The 16801-nt window shown below is 64.9% G+C and carries 16 protein-coding genes and 1 tRNA gene; 14 read left to right on the forward strand and 3 right to left on the reverse strand.

What is annotated here, in order from left to right; translation table 11 throughout:
- The first annotated feature begins 73 nt into the window (after positions 1–73).
- Complete coding sequence (locus tag EV686_RS11765; RefSeq protein WP_132477133.1) at positions 74–952, forward strand: lytic transglycosylase domain-containing protein; 879 nt, start codon at positions 74–76, stop codon at positions 950–952.
- A gap of 65 nt (positions 953–1017) precedes the next feature.
- Here the strand turns inward: EV686_RS11765 and EV686_RS11770 are convergent, their stop codons facing one another.
- Positions 1018–2187 carry a pyridoxal phosphate-dependent aminotransferase gene (locus EV686_RS11770; protein ID WP_132477134.1) on the reverse strand — a complete coding sequence of 390 codons (1170 nt, stop codon included), beginning with the start codon at positions 2185–2187 and terminating at the stop codon, positions 1018–1020.
- 56 nt (positions 2188–2243) lie between these two features.
- Here EV686_RS11770 and EV686_RS11775 point away from each other — a divergent pair, with 56 nt between their 5' ends.
- The 4 genes from EV686_RS11775 to EV686_RS11790 all read left to right on the forward strand — a co-directional run bounded on the left by EV686_RS11775 (position 2244) and on the right by EV686_RS11790 (position 7254).
- Positions 2244–3149, forward strand: a complete 906-nt coding sequence (locus tag EV686_RS11775; protein ID WP_132477135.1) for a hypothetical protein — start codon at positions 2244–2246, stop codon at positions 3147–3149.
- Positions 3150–3297: 148 nt separating this feature from the next.
- On the forward strand, positions 3298–5589 hold the full coding sequence (locus tag EV686_RS11780) for an NADP-dependent malic enzyme (RefSeq protein WP_132477136.1): 2292 nt from the start codon (positions 3298–3300) through the stop codon (positions 5587–5589).
- Positions 5567–6790 carry a patatin-like phospholipase family protein gene (locus EV686_RS11785; RefSeq protein ID WP_132477137.1) on the forward strand — a complete coding sequence of 408 codons (1224 nt, stop codon included), beginning with the start codon at positions 5567–5569 and terminating at the stop codon, positions 6788–6790. Before EV686_RS11780 ends, EV686_RS11785 begins: the two co-directional genes overlap by 23 nt.
- Positions 6787–7254 carry a barstar family protein gene (locus EV686_RS11790; RefSeq protein WP_132477138.1) on the forward strand — a complete coding sequence of 156 codons (468 nt, stop codon included), beginning with the start codon at positions 6787–6789 and terminating at the stop codon, positions 7252–7254. Before EV686_RS11785 ends, EV686_RS11790 begins: the two co-directional genes overlap by 4 nt.
- Before the next feature lie 105 nt (positions 7255–7359).
- Here EV686_RS11790 and EV686_RS11795 read toward each other — a convergent pair whose 3' ends face one another.
- Both EV686_RS11795 and mutM read right to left on the reverse strand, forming a co-directional pair.
- Positions 7360–8109 (reverse strand): 16S rRNA (uracil(1498)-N(3))-methyltransferase, encoded by a 750-nt coding sequence (locus EV686_RS11795; protein WP_132477139.1) that lies wholly within the window; start codon positions 8107–8109, stop codon positions 7360–7362.
- Entirely contained in the window at positions 8106–8939 is an 834-nt protein-coding gene (gene mutM / locus EV686_RS11800) for a bifunctional DNA-formamidopyrimidine glycosylase/DNA-(apurinic or apyrimidinic site) lyase (RefSeq protein WP_132477140.1), read from the reverse strand. The genes EV686_RS11795 and mutM overlap by 4 nt, the downstream gene beginning before the upstream one ends.
- 97 nt (positions 8940–9036) lie before the next feature.
- Between mutM and EV686_RS11805 the strand changes: the two genes are divergently transcribed.
- The 9 genes from EV686_RS11805 to EV686_RS11845 all read left to right on the forward strand — a co-directional run bounded on the left by EV686_RS11805 (position 9037) and on the right by EV686_RS11845 (position 16770).
- Positions 9037–10821, forward strand: a complete 1785-nt coding sequence (locus tag EV686_RS11805; RefSeq protein WP_132477141.1) for a tetratricopeptide repeat protein — start codon at positions 9037–9039, stop codon at positions 10819–10821.
- A gap of 23 nt (positions 10822–10844) precedes the next feature.
- Positions 10845–11408, forward strand: coding sequence for an outer membrane lipoprotein LolB (locus tag EV686_RS11810; RefSeq protein ID WP_132477224.1), 564 nt, complete (start codon positions 10845–10847; stop codon positions 11406–11408).
- Positions 11409–11428: 20 nt separating this feature from the next.
- Positions 11429–12421 carry a 4-(cytidine 5'-diphospho)-2-C-methyl-D-erythritol kinase gene (gene ispE / locus EV686_RS11815; RefSeq protein ID WP_424451477.1) on the forward strand — a complete coding sequence of 331 codons (993 nt, stop codon included), beginning with the start codon at positions 11429–11431 and terminating at the stop codon, positions 12419–12421.
- Between the two features lie 8 nt (positions 12422–12429).
- Positions 12430–12506 (forward strand) — tRNA-Gln (locus EV686_RS11820).
- Positions 12507–12624: 118 nt separating this feature from the next.
- Positions 12625–13575, forward strand: a complete 951-nt coding sequence (locus EV686_RS11825; protein ID WP_165972584.1) for a ribose-phosphate pyrophosphokinase — start codon at positions 12625–12627, stop codon at positions 13573–13575.
- Positions 13576–13683: 108 nt separating this feature from the next.
- Complete coding sequence (locus EV686_RS11830) at positions 13684–14298, forward strand: 50S ribosomal protein L25/general stress protein Ctc (RefSeq protein ID WP_132477143.1); 615 nt, start codon at positions 13684–13686, stop codon at positions 14296–14298.
- A 15-nt stretch (positions 14299–14313) separates the two neighbouring features.
- Positions 14314–14916: an aminoacyl-tRNA hydrolase gene (gene pth, locus EV686_RS11835; protein WP_132477144.1), complete on the forward strand. Its 603-nt coding sequence runs from the start codon at positions 14314–14316 to the stop codon at positions 14914–14916.
- Positions 14909–15664 carry a CPBP family intramembrane glutamic endopeptidase gene (locus tag EV686_RS11840; protein ID WP_132477145.1) on the forward strand — a complete coding sequence of 252 codons (756 nt, stop codon included), beginning with the start codon at positions 14909–14911 and terminating at the stop codon, positions 15662–15664. The genes pth and EV686_RS11840 overlap by 8 nt, the downstream gene beginning before the upstream one ends.
- A gap of 131 nt (positions 15665–15795) precedes the next feature.
- Positions 15796–16770: an alpha/beta hydrolase gene (locus tag EV686_RS11845; RefSeq protein WP_132477146.1), complete on the forward strand. Its 975-nt coding sequence runs from the start codon at positions 15796–15798 to the stop codon at positions 16768–16770.
- Positions 16771–16801 lie beyond the last annotated feature (31 nt).

Genomic DNA, 16801 nt, shown 5'->3' on the forward strand with positions numbered 1-16801 from the left:
CAGTAAGGGAGGCTGTGCGGAAGAGGGTAGCTTAACATTGCGCGATGCGCCTCTTCGACATACAAACGGACGCATGTCAGACACTCAATTCGATTCCTTGCTGAGGCGCTGGGCGCGCGGGCTGGTCAGTCAGCTCGGCGAGGTCGTGCATGTTTCGGCCATTTACCTGGGAATCGCGGTTCTGGTGGCGTTGATGGCCGTCCTGGTGCTGCCTTCCGTGCAGGATCAGGCCAGGCAGGCCTATGTGGCGACGCTGTATGCCTTGCATCCGGACGGGGACCAGCGCTCCGCTCCCGGCGCCAGTACAGTGCCTGCCGAGGAAGAAGAGGGCTTGCGTCCGGGCACCGTGCCCGGCAGCGAGCCGCCGGGGATGGAGCAGCTGTTTGCCGAGCGCCGCCACAGCGGTCCTGGCGCCAGGCTGGAGGCATTGCAGCGCCAGTTCGACCAGATGCTGCTCGACAATCCCGACAGGCTGCCTTTGGCGGACATTTCCCCCGCGCAGTTCCAGGCGCTGCGCAGCTACCTGACCCGCAAGTACCGCATCGCCCAGAACGTGGCGGGGGCATTGATCTATGTGGTGTTCAAGGAGGGGCGCGAGCGCGGGATGGATCCGCAGCTGCTGCTGGCCGTGATCGCCATTGAGTCGCGCTACAACCCGTTCGCCGAAAGCCATGTGGGAGCGCAAGGGCTGATGCAGGTCATGACGCGAGTGCATCGCGACAAGTTCGAGGCGCTGGGAAGGGGGCCGGCCGCCGCGCTGGATCCCATACCGAACGTGATGGTCGGCATGCAGATCCTGTCCGATTGCATCAACCGTCGCGGCTCGGTGCAGCGCGGCCTGGCCTGCTATGTGGGCGCCACCGGGCCGAGCGACGGCGGATACGGCGCCAAGGTGCTGGCCGAGCGCAGGCGTATTGCGCTGGCTTCGGGAATCGCGGTCGCGCCAGGGTGAGGCGGGCGAATCCAGGCGGCTTGCGGGCCGCGTCAAGCGGAGGCCGGGGCTCGTTCGGGTGAGTTTCAGCCTGCCTGGCGGCCCAGGAATTTCGACATGCGCTCGATCGCTTCTTCCAGGCGGTCCATGCTCGTGGCGTACGACAGGCGCAGCGTATGTTTCGCATGGGCCGAGCCGAAGTCGCGCCCGGGAACGGTGGCGATGCCGGCCTGGTTCAGCAGGTCGCGGGCGAATGCGTCGCTGTCCTGGCTGTGCCGGCGGATATCGGTGAATATGTAGAAGGCCCCGTCAGGCACGACGGGAATTTCCAGGCCCAGCGAGCCCAGCGCGGGAACGAGATAGTCCCGGCGCTGCTTGAAGGAGAGACGGCGCTTGTCGAAAATGCGCATGACCTCGGGGTCGAAGCACGCCAATGCCGCATGCTGCGCCAGCGAGGGGGCGCAGATGGCCAGGGAGGCGGCTATCTTTTCCAGGGCGGGGATGAGCGCGGGCGGCGCGATCATCCAGCCCAGCCGCCAGCCCGTCATGTGGAAGTACTTGGAAAAACTGTTGATGATGACGATATCGTCGTCCAGCGCCAGTCCGCTGGCCGGCGCTTCGTCGTAGTACAGGCCCAGATAGATTTCGTCCAGGATGATGAAGCCGTCCCGTTGCCTGACTTCGGCGATGAGATCCTTGAGCGCCTCGCGTGAAATGGTGGCGCCCGTGGGGTTGCTGGGCGAGGCGATCAGCACGCCGCGCGTGGATGGGCCCCAGTGTTCGCGGATGTCCTGGGCGTTGAGCTGGAAGCGCTGTTTCGCCTGGCAGGGGATCAGCCTGGGGATGCCGCCGGCGGAACGGATGAAGGTCTGGTTGGCCGGATAGGAGGGATCCGGCATCAGGACTTCGTCGCCGGGGTTGATGAGCGCCATGGCCGCCAGCAGCAGCGCTCCCGACGCGCCGGAGGTGACGATGATGCGCGAAGGATCGACCGGGGCGGAGAATTGCTGCGCGTAATAATCGGCGATGGCGCCGCGCAGCGGAGACAGTCCCATGGGCGGCGTATAACCGCTGAGTCCGGCGGAGGCGGCCCGGTTCAATGCCTCGACGACTTGCGGCGGAGCGGTAAAATCGGGTTCGCCGATACCGAGGCTGATGATGTCGCGCCCCTGCGCCGCCAGTGTTTGCGCCTGCTTGAGAACTTCGACGGCGTGGAACGGCTGGATTTCTTCTGTGCGCAGTGCAAGGCGGGACATGATCTGGTTTCAGTGTCTGGATAAAAAAGAATCATTGTAACGGCGGGAGAGCCGACATGCAGTCCTCATCACGCCGCGCATTTCTGCGCGGACGCCGGCTCCCGGCCACAGGCTGGGAGTCTTTCTGCCAGCGCGCAGCGCAAGCCGTCAGCGGCCGCTTCCAGGTATTGTCGGAAAAGGACGGGGCTTGCAGCGCGCGTCTGGTGCCCGGCGCGGCCGGCGACGTGCATCATGCGCGCGCCCTGTGCGCGCAGTACGGTGTCGTGCTTCTGCTCGATGGCGTGGATCACGGCGCGACGAGAAGCGGCGCGCCTGTGCTGTGGGTGGAGCCGGGCATGGAGGTCGGCTCCTGCGAGCGCCTGGAGAGCGGCAGCCCCAAGTGGTTCGTACAGCCCGGCTGCACGCTGGGGCAGCTGGCCGAGCGGCAGCTGCCGGGTTTCGGGCAAATGCCGTTTCACATGAACGTGGCGTCCTGGCTGGCGGACCGCTCCATGTGCGACTGGCCCACGGGGCGTACGCTGCTGTCCGGCGTGACGCATATGTCCGTCCTGCTGTCCGATGGCAATTCGGTCGTGCTCGGGCCGTTCGGCGCCCAGGAGCAGCAACCGCTGACGCCGGCGCTGCGACGGCTGGTTTCCGGGCTGTTCCAGCTTTCCGCCGGCCCGCAGGCGCAGACCTGCAGGCAGCTGGCGCAGTGGCCCTGCCGCTATCGCCTGGATGCCCTGACGCCGCCGGACGAGCAGGGCATCAATCTGTCGCACCTGATGCTGGGCCATGGCGGCCGCCTGGGCTGGATCGAATGGGTGGTGCTGGACGAGCGCCTGCTCGGGGCCCAGGCAGACGTGCCCACCATCGGACGCGAATGGCTCGGCGCGCGCGAGGCCGGCCTGCGCGCCCAGGCGGAAGCGCTGGATGGCCAGGTGAAGTCCTTGTTCGATGAGATGGCTCTCTATCCCGGGTAGGTCCGCGCCTCGCAGATGGATAACCCTTGCGAGGGTGAGCCCGGGTGCCGCAAACGGAATTTGAGGGCTAGAATGGCTGCGGGACATGGCGCGGCAGCGAGACTCTCCCGGCGCCGCCGTTCGATTCACCCGCAGCCAGAGAAAAATAATGGAATCCAATTTTCGCAAAGCAGCCCTGGAATATCACGAGCATGGCCGTCCGGGGAAAATAGCCGTCACCCCCACCAAGCAGCTTTCCAACCAGCGTGACCTGGCGCTGGCGTATTCGCCCGGCGTGGCGGCCGCCTGTGAGGAAATTGTCTCCGATCCCCAGAATGCGTTCCGCTACACCGGGCGCGGAAACCTCGTAGGCGTCATCACCAACGGCACGGCGGTGCTCGGCCTGGGCAATATCGGGGCGCTGGCTTCCAAGCCTGTCATGGAGGGCAAGGCTGTCCTGTTCAAGAAGTTTTCGGGCATCGATGTGTTCGATATCGAGATCAACGAAACCGATCCCGACAAGCTGGTGGACATCATCGCCGGGCTGGAGCCGACGTTCGGCGGCATCAACCTCGAGGACATCAAGGCGCCGGAGTGCTTCGAGGTCGAGCGCAAGCTGCGCGAACGCATGAAGATCCCCGTATTCCACGACGACCAGCACGGCACCGCCATTTGCGTGGCGGCCGCCTTCATCAACGGCCTGGACGTCGTCGGCAAGAAGATCGACGAAATCAAGCTGGCGGTCTCGGGGGCGGGCGCCGCGGCCCTGGCCTGCCTCGACCTGCTGGTCGACCTGGGGCTGAAGCCCGGCAACGTCTGGTTGACGGACATCGAGGGCGTAGTCTACCAGGGCCGGACGGTGCTGATGGACGAGGCCAAGGCAAGGTTCGCCCAGGCGACAGATGCGCGCCGGCTGGCGGACGTCATCGACGGGGCCGATGCCTTCCTGGGCCTGTCCGCCGGGGGCGTGCTCAAGCCCGAAATGGTCGCGCGCATGGCGCCCGATCCGCTGATCATGGCGCTGGCCAACCCCAATCCCGAAATCCTGCCGGAGCATGCGCATGCCGTGCGCGACGATATTGTCATGGCGACCGGGCGCTCCGACTACCCCAACCAGGTCAACAATGTGCTGTGCTTCCCGTACATTTTCCGGGGAGCGCTGGATGTGGGCGCGACCACCATCACGCGCGGCATGGAGATTGCCGCCGTGCATGCCATCTGCAATCTGGCCAAGGAAGAGCAGAACGATATGGTGGCCGCGGCCTACGGCACCTACGACGTGTCGTTCGGGCGCGACTACCTGATTCCCAAGCCCTTCGATCCGCGCCTGATCATGCGGATCGCCCCGGCGGTGGCCAAGGCCGCCATGGCCGACGGCGTGGCTACGCGTCCGCTCGGCGACATCGAGGCCTATACCCAGCAACTGGAGCAGTTCACCTATCGTTCGGGCTCGTTCATGCGCCCGCTATTCTCCATTGCGCGCCAGCTTGTGCGCGACGGCGGCAAGTCGCGCATCGTCTTCTCCGAAGGCGAGGAAGAGCGCGTATTGCGCGCTGTACAGGTCGTGGTCGATGAAAAACTGGCGCGTCCCATCCTGATCGGGCGGCCCGCCGTGCTCGAGGCGCGCATCAAGCGCTTCGGCCTGCGCCTGAGGCTGGGCGTGGATGTCGATGTCACCAATCCGGAAAACGACGAGCGCTTCCACAAGTACTGGACCACGTACTGGGAAATCATGTGCCGGCGCGGCATCAGCAAGGAAATGGCGCGTGTGGAAATGCGTCGGCGGCTGACGCTCATCGGTTCCATGATGCTGCGCATGGGCGACGCGGACGGCCTGATCTGCGGCACCGTGGGCTCCTACGACGGGCACCTGCGCTTCGTGGACGAGGTGCTGGGCCATACCGAGGGCGCGAAGACATATGCGGCCATGAACATCCTGCTGCTGCCGGAGCATGTGCTGGCCCTGGTCGATACGCACGTGAACGACGACCCGGACGCGGCGCAGATCGCGGAGTTCACCATCGCCGCCGCGCAGGAAATGCGCCGCCTGAACATCGAGCCGAAAGCGGCGCTGCTGTCGCGCTCCAATTTCGGCACGGACAGTGCGCGATCCGGCGGCAAGATGCGGGAGGCCCTGCGCCTGATCCGCGAGCAGGCGCAGGGCCTGGAGGTCGATGGCGAAATGCACGGAGATTGCGCGCTGGACGAAGTGCTGCGCGAACGCATCCTGCCGTCCACGACGCTGAAGGGCTCGGCCAACCTGCTGGTCTGCCCGAGCGTGGATTCGGCGAACATCGCCTACAACCTGCTCAAGACCGCGGCCGGCGGCAATGTGGCGGTAGGCCCGTTCCTGCTGGGATGCAAGGCGCCCGTCCATATCCTGACATCCAGCTCCACGGTGCGGCGCATCATCAACATGACGGCACTGACGGTGGTCGATGCCAACACACCGCGCACTTGAGGCATCCCCGCCCGGGCGCGGCCCGGTCGGGCTGATACTGACAGGCGGCGGCGCTCGCGCGGCCTATCAGGTCGGCGTGCTGTCCGCCGTCATGGACATCCTCGACCCGCGGCGCGAATCCGGCATGGCGAATCCGTTTCCCATCATATGCGGGACATCGGCGGGCGCCATCAATGCCGCGGCCCTGGGCTGCAGGGCGCACGATCCGCACCTGGCGACCGACAGGCTGGTGCAGCTGTGGAGCAACCTGCGCACAGGGCAGATTTATCACGGCGACGCCGCGCGCCTGCTGCGCACCGGCGTCCGGTGGCTGTCCCTGCTGGCATTCGGCTGGATGGCGCCGGGGTTGCGGCAGCGCAGCCCGCGTTCCCTGCTGGACAACAGCCCGCTGCGCGACCTGCTGGCGGATTCCCTGAATTTCGACCGCCTGGCCCGCAATTTCGATGCGGGGCACCTGACGGCGCTGGCCGTGACCGCCAGCGCCTATACGACGGGCGAGCACATCACTTTCTATCAGTCGCACAAGCGCATCCAGCCCTGGCGGCGCACCTTGCGCCATGCGGAGCCGGCGGTGATCGGGGTGGACCATCTGATGGCCTCCAGCGCGATTCCGTTCGTGTTTCCGGCGCAGTCGCTGATGGCGCGCAAGCGCGCGTACTGGTGCGGCGACGGCTCCATGCGCCAGCTGGCGCCCATCAGCCCCGCAATCCACCTGGGGGCCGAGAAAATCTTCGTCATCGGAACCGGTTTCCGCGACGAAACGCACCCCGAAGAAGGAGAACAGACACCGGATTATCCCTCTCTTGCACAGATTGGCGGGCATGCGCTGGCGAATATATTCCTCGATAGTATTTCGATGGATATCGAGCGTGTCGACAAGGTCAATGAACTGCTTGCGCAAACCTCTGAAAATGGTTTAAAAATCGAGTCGCTGCGGCCCATATCGACTTTTGCCGTGACGCCCAGCCAGTCGCTGGACGCCATTGCACTACGGCATTTGTCGCAGTTGCCGAGAGCCGCCCGCGCCCTGTTCAGGGTGCTGGGCGTTTCGGCTGCCAAAGGGGCCCAGAGAGGCGGCGCCCTGATATCCTATCTTTTGTTTGAAGCTGCCTACACGCGGGAATTGATCGAGCTTGGTCGCGCTGATTGCCTGAGTCGTATGGAAGAGGTCAAGGCGTTTTTCAAGGAGGCGCAAGAATGATTCAAGCGCAATCACTGCAGATGATTCTCCAGGACGGCGGCATGCTGGATGCGTCCAAGGTCAGGCAGGACGAAGCCGCGGCGGCCGCGCAGAAGGCCGGCCTGGCGTTTTGCATGGTCGAGTGCGACAGGGCGCGCAGCCGTTCCGCGGTGTTGCGCGCCGTGGTCAAGGCCGTCGATTTCCCCGAGTTCTTCGGCGGCGACCTGGATGCCTTCTACGATTGCCTGTGCGATACAGTGCTGGACCAGAAGTCGGGCCTGCTGCTGTGGTTCAGCCGCCTGCATTCGGGCGATCCCACCCTGCAGGAAGATGCCGAGGCGATCCTGGAAGTCGCCGCCAATGTGGTCGAGTTCGCCGTCAGCAACGATCGTGTCTTCGTCTATGCGGTCGATCATGCGGGCAAGCACCCCGATCCCGAGCCGGGCGTCGCGCCCACGCCTTATTCGGGGGCGGACGAGTCCTGATTCCCGCTTTCCCTGCCAGGGGCAAGAAAACCAATGGGCGCCTGTAATGACGCCCATTTGCGTTTTTGCCTGCCGGCGGCTTCGGGGAGAGGACCGTGGGAATCCTCAATCCAGTCCCAGCAGGGCGGTGGCAGCGGCAACCAGGGCGATGCCCGCGGTTTCCGTGCGCAGGACCCGGCTGCCGAAGCAGACCCTGGCGATGCCCTGCCGCTCCGCCAGTTGACACTCCTGCTCGCTCCAGCCGCCTTCCGGTCCGATGGCCAGGGCTACCGAGGGAGCGTCGGTCCGCAGCGTTTCACGCAATGCCAGGCCGCTGGGATGGCAAAGGAGGGTCTGCCGGTTGTCGTCGGCCTGCGCGGCGAATGCCTGCGCCAGCGTCACGGGCGGGCCGACCTGCATCAGCCGGTTCCTGCCGCATTGCTCGCTGGCCGACTGAACGATGCGCTGCCAGTGCTGGCGGCGTTTTTCCAGGCGGCCGCCTTCCGGCTGCGGCGGGCTGCGCTCGGCAATGACGGGAATCAGCGCATGGACGCCCAGCTCTACCGCTTTTTCCAGGATCCAGTCCATCTTGCTGTTGGCGGGAATGCCCTGGATCAGCACCAGCGGAGTCGACAGTTCGTTTTCCGTATCGCTGCGGCTTTCCAGGCGTGCAGCCGCGGTTTTTCCCTGCAGCTCCAGGGTGGCGGGATATTCACCGCCCGAGCCGTCGAACAGTGTGATGGCCGTGCCGCTGCGCAGGCGCAGCACTCGTATCGCATGGTGCGCCAGGTCTTCGGGCAGGGTCAGCACGGTATTGGCTTCCAGGGGGGCGGGGCAGTAGAAGCGCGGGGCGGTTCGGTTCTTGCGCGGTGTCATGGGGTCTTCCGTTGGCAACGGGAGCAATAGTACGTTGAACGCTGTCCCTGCGTCATGCGGCGGATGGGCGAGGCGCAAACGCGGCAGGGCTGGCCTTCGCGCTCGTAGACGGCGGCGTGGATGGCGAAGTAGGCGCCGGGCTCGCCCGAGGCGTTCACATAGTCGCGCAGCGTGCTGCCGCCCGAGTCCAGCGCCTGGGCCAGGGTCTCGCGGATGGCGTCGGCCAGCCGCTGGCAGCGGCGCGCCGACAGCGTCCCCGACGGTGTCTGGGGGTGGATGCGCGCCTTGAACAGCGCTTCGGAGGCATAGATATTGCCGACGCCGACGACGGGCCGCCCCGACAGCAGCGCCAGTTTGATGGGCTGCGACTTGCCCGCCAGGTGCCGGTGCAGGAAGGCGCCGTCGAATACAGGATCGAAAGGCTCGACGCCTAGCTGGCGCAGCAAGGGGTGCTGCTCGATCGGACCGTCCCGCCCGTCGTGCCACAGGACCGCGCCGAAGCGGCGCGGATCGTGCAGCAGCAGGCGCGCCGAAGGGAAGATCCATTCGATGTGGTCGTGCTTGCGACGTGGGCTGTCCATGGGGGCGCTGCGCAGGGATCCGGACATGCCCAGGTGCACGATCTGTGTGCCGCCGGGAAACTCCAGCAGCAGATACTTTCCGCGCCGTCCGCAGGACAGCACGGGAAGATCCTGCACGCGCGCGGGCAGGTCCGGCGGTACGGGCCAGCGCATGCGGGGCTCATGCACGACCATGCGCAGCAGGGGCTGGCCGGTGATGACCGTCGCAATTCCACGACGCGTCGTTTCGACTTCGGGCAATTCAGGCATGAGGGGGTGCTAACATCGGCAGTTGGATAACATTATCGTATCTGCAATCAGGCGAGCGGTCTTTCCGGCTGGCGCAGCGCCGCAGTTTTTTTCTTGAATGAAACGCATATTCTCCCTGTTGATGGCATCGTTGTCGGTAAGCGCGGCTTCGGCCGCGGATATTGTCCAGCCATTGCCGCCCGAAGTCATTACCCGCAGCCAGGTCGAGCGCATCCATTTGCGGCCGGGGGAGTTGCCTCAGGTCAACCTGACAGCCGACATCCTGTATCGCATACTGGCCTCTGAAATCGCCGCCCAGCGCGGCTATTACGATCTGGCCAGCGGCACGCTGCTGGATCTTGCCAGGGATACGCTGGATGCGCGCCTGGCGCGCAGGGCTTTCCAGTTTTCCATGGCCGACCGCAATTCGCAACGCAGCCAGGAGGCGGCCCGCCAATGGTCCTTGCTGGCGCCGGACGATCCCGAGGCGGAAGCCGCCGTCATGGCGCTGGCCGCGTCCCATGGGCAGACAGCAGGGCTGGCATCGGCGCTGCGCAAGCGCGTGCTGCAGTCCGAGAACCGCGAGCAGGCCATTGCGCAGGCGGCGGCCGTCGTCGATCGCATGAGCGACAAGCGGCTTGCGCTCCAGGTGCTGGAGCAGGCGCTGCTGCCGCACTTGCGGGAAGAAATGGCTGCGCATCTGGCGCTCGCCGATGCTGCGTGGGCGGCGCGGGATGCCGCGAGGGCGCTGGAGTCGGCGATGCAGGCGCAGAAGATCGATCCCTCGTCCGAGGCGGCTGCCCAGCGGGCCCTGGAGTACGGCATGGCGGTCGATTCGCAGGCGGCGCTGGCCAGGGCGGCGGCATTCGCCGATGCCCATCCCCGGTCCCGCAAGCTGCAGCTGATGCTGGTCAGCCGGCTGGCGGCCGACAACAGGCTCGACGAGGCCCTGGCGCGCATCGACGCCATGCAGGCGCAAGCGCCCGAGGACTTCGACCTGCTTTATGTCGAGGCCGAGGTGAACATACGTGGCGAGCGCTATGACCGCGCCAAGGAATTGCTGAACGAATACATCAATGTGCAGACGCAGCGCAGGCGCAGCATTGCCAACGACAGCGTCAGCAATGCGCTGGCCGACGCTTCCGACGCGCGCCTGCTGCTGGTGCGCATTGCCGAGCAGGAGGGCAATCTGGACGACGCCATCTCCCAGCTCGGCCAGATCGACGATCCCGCGCTGCAGTTCCAGGCCAGGATCCATCAGGCGGTGCTGATGGCCAGGCAGGGTCGCATCAATCAGGCGCGCGACACCCTGGGGCGCCTGAGTCCCCAGGACGACAGGGAGCGCACGGTGGTGGCGCTGACGCTGGCAAGCATCTATCGTGATTCCGGCCGCACCGACGATGCCGTCGATGTCCTGGCCCAGGCGGATCGCGAACTGCCGGACACCGTGGAGATCAAGTACGACCTTGCCATGCTGTACGAGCGGCAGGGCAGGCTGGATGCGTTCGAGAAGCAAATGCGGCGCATCATCGAGATCGATCCGGAAAACGCCAATGCCTACAATGCGCTGGGCTACACCTATGCCGACAGGAACCGCCAACTGGACGAAGCGGGCGAGCTGCTGGACACTGCGCTGCAACTGGATCCCGAAAGCCCGTTCATCCTGGACAGCGTTGGCTGGTATCACTACCGCATGGGCAATCTGCACGAGGCGCTGGATTATCTGCAGCGCTCCTACGAGCGCATGCCGGCGGCCGACGTCGCAGCCCATTTGGGCGAGGTGCTGTGGGCACTGAAGCGCCGCGACGAGGCGCGGAAAATCTGGCACGAGGCATGGCGGGAGGATCCCGAGAACGAAACCCTGCTGAAGACCTTGCGGCGCTTTGGCGTGGAGTTCAAATGATGTCGCGGCATGGTAAAGAAGGCATGGCATTGGCCCGGCACGGCGTGGCTGCGTGGCTGTTGCCGCTGCTGGCGGTTGTATTGCTCGTGCTCGCCGGCTGCGCGGCGCCGGGCCGCATCGCCGGCGATGCGGGGCAGGCGTTCGAGCGCACCGGCCGCTTCTCGCTGACGGCGGAATCGCCGGGGCGGCAGTCTGAGGCGGTCCAGGGCGGATTTGCATGGCGCGACGACGGCCGTTCCCTGAGGTTCGACCTCAGCAATCCAATGGGCAGCGTGCTGGCGCGAGTGCGCGTAGAGCCCGGCGCCGCCATCCTGGAGCGCAGCAACGGCGAGCGCGAATACGCCGAGGATCCGGATGCCCTCGCGGCAAGCGTCCTCGGAGAGGCCATACCGGTATCGGGCTTGCGCTACTGGCTGCAAGGCCGAGCCGGAACCGGGGAGGGCGCGTCCCAGCCGGAATCCTTGCGGGAAAAGGGCTGGGAGATCCAGCTGTCGCGCTATGACGAACTCGGTCCGCGCCTGTTGCGCCTGAGCCGCCAGGACGGCGGGCGCCGGGTCCAGATGCGCATCGTCATAGACAGCCAGTGAGCGGGAAGGAAGTGTTCGGTCTGCGCGACGGCGGCGGGGCGGAAGACGCGCTGCTGGATGTGCCGGCCCCGGCCAAGATCAATCTGTTCCTGCATGTGGTGGGGCGCCGCGCCGACGGATACCATCTGCTGCAGACGGCGTTTCGTTTCGTCGATCTGTGCGACCGGCTGGATTTTGCGTTGCGCGACGACGGACGGATCGTCTGCGAAAACACGCTGCCCGGTGTCGCGCCTGAAAACGACCTGATCTTCAGGGCGGCGACCGCCTTGCGCGAGGCGTGCGGCGTACGTCAGGGGGCGAGCATACGCTGCCGCAAGACCATACCGGCGGGCGGCGGCCTGGGAGGCGGCTCCAGCGATGCAGCGACGACGCTCATTGCGCTGAACCGGCTCTGGCGCACAGGCCTGACGCGCGACCAGTTGTTGCGGCTGGCGTTGCCGCTGGGCGCGGACGTACCCATTTTCGTATTCGGGCGGCCGGCCTTCGCGGAAGGCATCGGAGAGCGGCTTTCCGCGCTGCCGATGCTAGAGCGTGCCTATGTCATTATCAAACCGGCTGCGGCCATTGCGACGGCATCGGTTTTTTCGCATCCGGATTTGACAAGAAATTCTCCTTCCTTCATAATGTCGGTCTTTGCTGATTGGCTTATGGCAAATAAAGCGGCGAATGATTTCGGAGAGGGTTCTGGAGAGAATCCTTCGGGGTCGATTTGCAGCGACGGCAAGATTGGTTGCGCTTACTTTGGCCGCAATGATCTCGAGCCGGTTGTCCTGGCGGAAAATCCCGGCGTAAGGCGGGTTCGTCTGTTTCTGGGTCAACTGGGCTTCCAGTCGCGCATGACCGGATCCGGCGCCTGCTTTTTTGTTGAATTTGCAACGCTTGCCCAGGCAAGGATGTGTCAGCAAAAAATTGCCGCTAAAATAGCGGAAACCGGAAAACGCGATGCGTTGATCGAAAATACCTGGGTATGCCAGGGCCTGAACGATCATCCATTACGGTACTGGATCGATTAGCAGTCAGTTGGGGAATCGCCAAGCTGGTTAAGGCACCGGATTTTGATTCCGGCATGCGAAGGTTCGAATCCTTCTTCCCCAGCCACTTTTCAAGGCATGCGCAATGCCTGTCACGCGCCAAGCTGTTGAGTCGGCCCCCTGCCGGGGTGTTCTGTTCAACAGCTTTGTCGTTTTATGCTGTGCAAAAAACTACCCCCACCATCATGGCACATGACAAATTCATGATTTTTACGGGCACTGCCAATACGCGTCTGGCAGTGGATGTGGCCAATCACCTCGACATGTCGCTGGGCAAGATGACCGTCGGTCGCTTCTCCGATGGCGAGGTCATGGTAGAAATCAATGAAAATGTGCGTGGCAAGGACGTCTTTGTCCTGCAGCCCACCTGTGCGCCAACCAACGACAATCTCATGGAAATCATGGTGATGGTCGATGCGCTGCGCCGCGCCTCCGCCGGCCGCATCACCGCCGCCATTCCCTATTTCGGCTACGCCCGCCAGGATCGCCGTCCGCGTTCGGCGCGTGTGTCCATCTCAGCCAAGGTGGTGGCCAACATGCTGCAGGTCGTGGGCGTCGACCGCGTCATGACGATGGACCTGCATGCCGACCAGATCCAGGGTTTCTTCGATATTCCCGTCGACAACATCTATGCCAGCCCTGTGCTGCTGGGCGACATCTGGCGCCGCAACTACAAGGATCTGGTCGTGGTGTCGCCCGACATCGGCGGCGTCGTGCGCGCCCGCGCGCTGGCCAAGCAGCTGGAAGCCGACCTGGCCATTATCGACAAGCGTCGTCCACGCGCCAATGTGTCCGAAGTCATGAACATCATCGGCGAAATCAATGGCCGCACCTGCATCATCATGGACGACATGGTCGATACGGCAGGCACCCTGTGCAAAGCCGCCCAGGCGCTGAAAGAGCGCGGCGCCGTGCAGGTCCTGGCCTATTGCACGCACCCGGTGCTGTCCGGCGGCGCGGTCGAGCGCATTGCGGAATCCGAGCTCGACGAACTCGTCGTCACGGATACCATCCCGCTGTCCGAAGCCGCCCGCAATTGCGGCAAGATCCGCCAGCTGTCGTGCGCATCGCTGCTGGGCGAAACCATTCTGCGCATCTCGAACGCCGAGTCCGTCAGCTCGCTGTTCGTGGAATAATCTCGCTTTCCCACTGTCCGCTGGTCGCGGCGGGCAGTGTTTCTCACGGCGCTTTCGGGCACCGTTCTTTGTTATCGGGGCGCAAGCCCCATGCTTTTGGAGTCATCCATGAAATTCAACGCAACACCGCGTAGCGTTCAGGGTTCGAGTGCGAGCCGCCGCCTGCGCCGCGCCGGCCGCGTACCCGCCATCGTCTACGGTGGCAAGGCACAGCCGCTGAACGTCGAACTCGACCACAACGAAATCTACCATGCCCTGCGCAAGGAAGAATTCCACGCTTCCATCCTGACCATGGAACTGGAAGGCGGCAAGTCGGAAACCGTTCTGCTGCGCGCCGCGCAATGGCACCCCTACAAGCAGCAGGTCCTGCACGTCGACTTCCAGCGCGTCGACAGCAAGCAGACGCTGACGACCAAGGTGCCCCTGCACTTCCTGAACGCTGAAGTCTCGCCCGCAGTCAAGCTGGGTGGCGCGCTCATCAGCCACGTCCAGACCGAACTGGAAATCACCTGCCTGCCCGCAGACCTGCCGCAGAACATCGAAATCGATCTCGCCGGCATCGAAGTCGGCGGCATGGTTCATGCTGCCGACCTGAAGCTGCCCAAGGGCGTCGAGCTGGCTGCTCACGTTGCCGAAACCAATCCTGTCCTGGTCATCGCCCAGGGCAAGAAGGGTGGCGCCGCTGCAGAAGCCGCCGACGGCGAAGAAGCCGCTGCCGAGTAATCGGGGGCGCCAGGCGTGTCGGGCAAACCGCCCATACGCCTGATCATCGGCCTTGGAAATCCTGGCCCGCAATACGAAGCCACGCGGCATAACGCGGGTTTCTGGCTGGCGGATCACCTGGCCGACGATCTGGGCGCGGCCTTTTCACTTGAAAAGGCCTTTTTTTCCTGGGTCGCCAAGGCGCGGCTTGCGGGCGAATCCGTGGTGCTTGCCAAGCCCACCACCTTCATGAACCGCTCCGGACAGGCGGCTGGCGCTCTGATGCGCTTCTACAAGCTGACGCCGGAACAGGTGCTCGTCATTCATGATGAACTCGATCTTCTGCCGGGGCAGGTCAAGCTCAAGCAGGGGGGAGGCCATGCAGGCCACAACGGCCTGCGCGACATACAGTCGGCGTTTTCCAGTCCGAATTTCTGGCGGCTGCGCATCGGCATCGGCCATCCGCGCACGCTGGGGCTGGCGCAGGACGTGGCCGCTTTCGTTCTCAATGCGCCGCGCCGCGAAGAACTCAACGAAATCGAAGCCGTCATCGACCGGTGCCGGGCCGTCGCGCCCGCGTTGCTGAAGGGCGAGTACGACCAGGCCGTGGCGCAATTGCACGAGGGCAACCGTGGCTGATGCGGGCGGCCGCAATACAGCGCTCCGCTTTCGCACGGAACTGCAGGACTTCCTGCGCTTCCTCAGGCATCCTCGATTCGGCCCCCGCCTGCCCGATGGGCGATCCGGCAACGGCATCGCCGCCGATTGGCGGCCCGGCGCAGGTCCGTTGAGATTGCTGCAATGGGCGGCGTTGCTCTGGCTGGTGAACATCGTCTTCCTGGGCCCGCTTGCCGTCATGGCGGCGGAGGCGGGCGGGGCGCAGCACCGGCTGGACATCGACCGCATTCCCTGGCTGCAGGCCCTGCTGTGGGCGCCGCTGGTGGAAGAGTTGCTGTTTCGCTATGGCTTGCGGCGTCCGGGCCACGCGCTGTTGGTAGTGCCGGTCATCGCCTATGTACTGTTCACGGGGCCGCAGGCGGCGACGATCCTGCTGGTGGGCATTGTCCTGCTTCTGCTTTGGCGGGAGCATGCCTCGGCGCGGCGCAGGCCGCTGTCCTGGCATGCGCGCCTGCAATACCGCGAATGGTTTCCGCACCTGTTCTATCTGGCAACGCTGCTGTTCGCCGTCATTCACCTGCACAACTTCAATCTCAACCAGACGCCCTGGTGGCTGCTGCCCCTTCTGGTGCTGCCGCAGTTCGTGACCGGGCTGGTGCTGGGCTGGCTGCGCGTCAGGCGCGGCATCGCCGACGCGATTATCCTGCATGCCATGTTCAACGGCGGGCCGCTGCTGCTGATCTGGATGGTCCTCAAGGCCCTGGACTAGGGGGCTGAAATCCTTGCTCGGGTCGGAGCGCTGCGTCGGCTCTGAATGGTTCTTGCTATGATGCAGGCGTGCGCAGGCCGGAATGCGAAACATGCGGTGGCCTGCCGCAGCGAATTCGAGCCAGGAGCAACATGCAGGAACGCAATTCCAGTGGTTTTCGTGCAGTGAGCAGGTTGAGCCGGCAATGGCTGGCGTTCGGCGCCGGCGTGCTGCTGGTGTCCGCCTGCCTGCCCTTCACGGTGGTTGAGGCGTCGACGGGCGTCAACTGGCAGCCTCCGACAACCGCCAGCCCGTACGCCGTGCCGCGCAGCGAGCAGCGCCAGCTCGCATCGGCGCGGGGCGATACCTACCAGATCATGATTTCGTGGCCGGACGGCGATGCGCCGCCCGGCGGCTTTCCCGTCATTTATGTACTGGACGGCAATGCGGTATTCGGCACGCTGACGGAAACCGCGCGGCGGTTGACGCGGCCCTATGGCCCCGACTACAAAGGACTGCCCGCCCCTGTCGTCGTGGCCATCGGCTATCCGGGGGTGACGGGCATCGATCGCGAGCGGCGCACATTCGACTACACTCCGCCGGCGGAACAGTTTGCGGATGCGGGAGGCATGCGCCTCGGCTCGCGGCAGGGCGGGGCGGATCTGTTCCTCGATTTCATCGAGCAAACGCTCAAGCCCGCCATCGAGGCGGATTTTCCGATCGATCGCTCTCACCAGATCCTGATGGGGCATTCTTTTGGAGGACTGTTCGTCCTGCATGTGCTGTTCACGCGGCCGCAGGCTTTCCAGTCTTACGTCGCCGTCAGCCCTTCCATCTGGTGGAATGATCGCCATCTGCTGAAAGAGGCGGAACGGTTCGCCGAGCGGCAGAAGCATGCGCCGGCCCGGCCCAGGGTGCAGATCAGCCTGGGAGAGAGGGAACAGGGCGGCCGGTCCCTGGCGCCGGATGGCCGGCAGTCCGCGGCGGAATTTCTTGCGAATCGCCTGCGCGGGCTTGAGCACGGGGCTTTGGATGTGTCTTTTCGCGTCCATGCCGGCGAGACGCACGGCTCCGTCGTGCCGGTGGCGCTGGCGCGCGCCTTGCCGGAAGCATTGCGCAAGCCATAGGATAGGCCGCGGCGCTTCCCGTATGCCGCCG

It is taken from the genome of Paracandidimonas soli (assembly GCF_004342005.1).
GTDB classification, from domain to species: domain Bacteria; phylum Pseudomonadota; class Gammaproteobacteria; order Burkholderiales; family Burkholderiaceae_B; genus Paracandidimonas; species Paracandidimonas soli.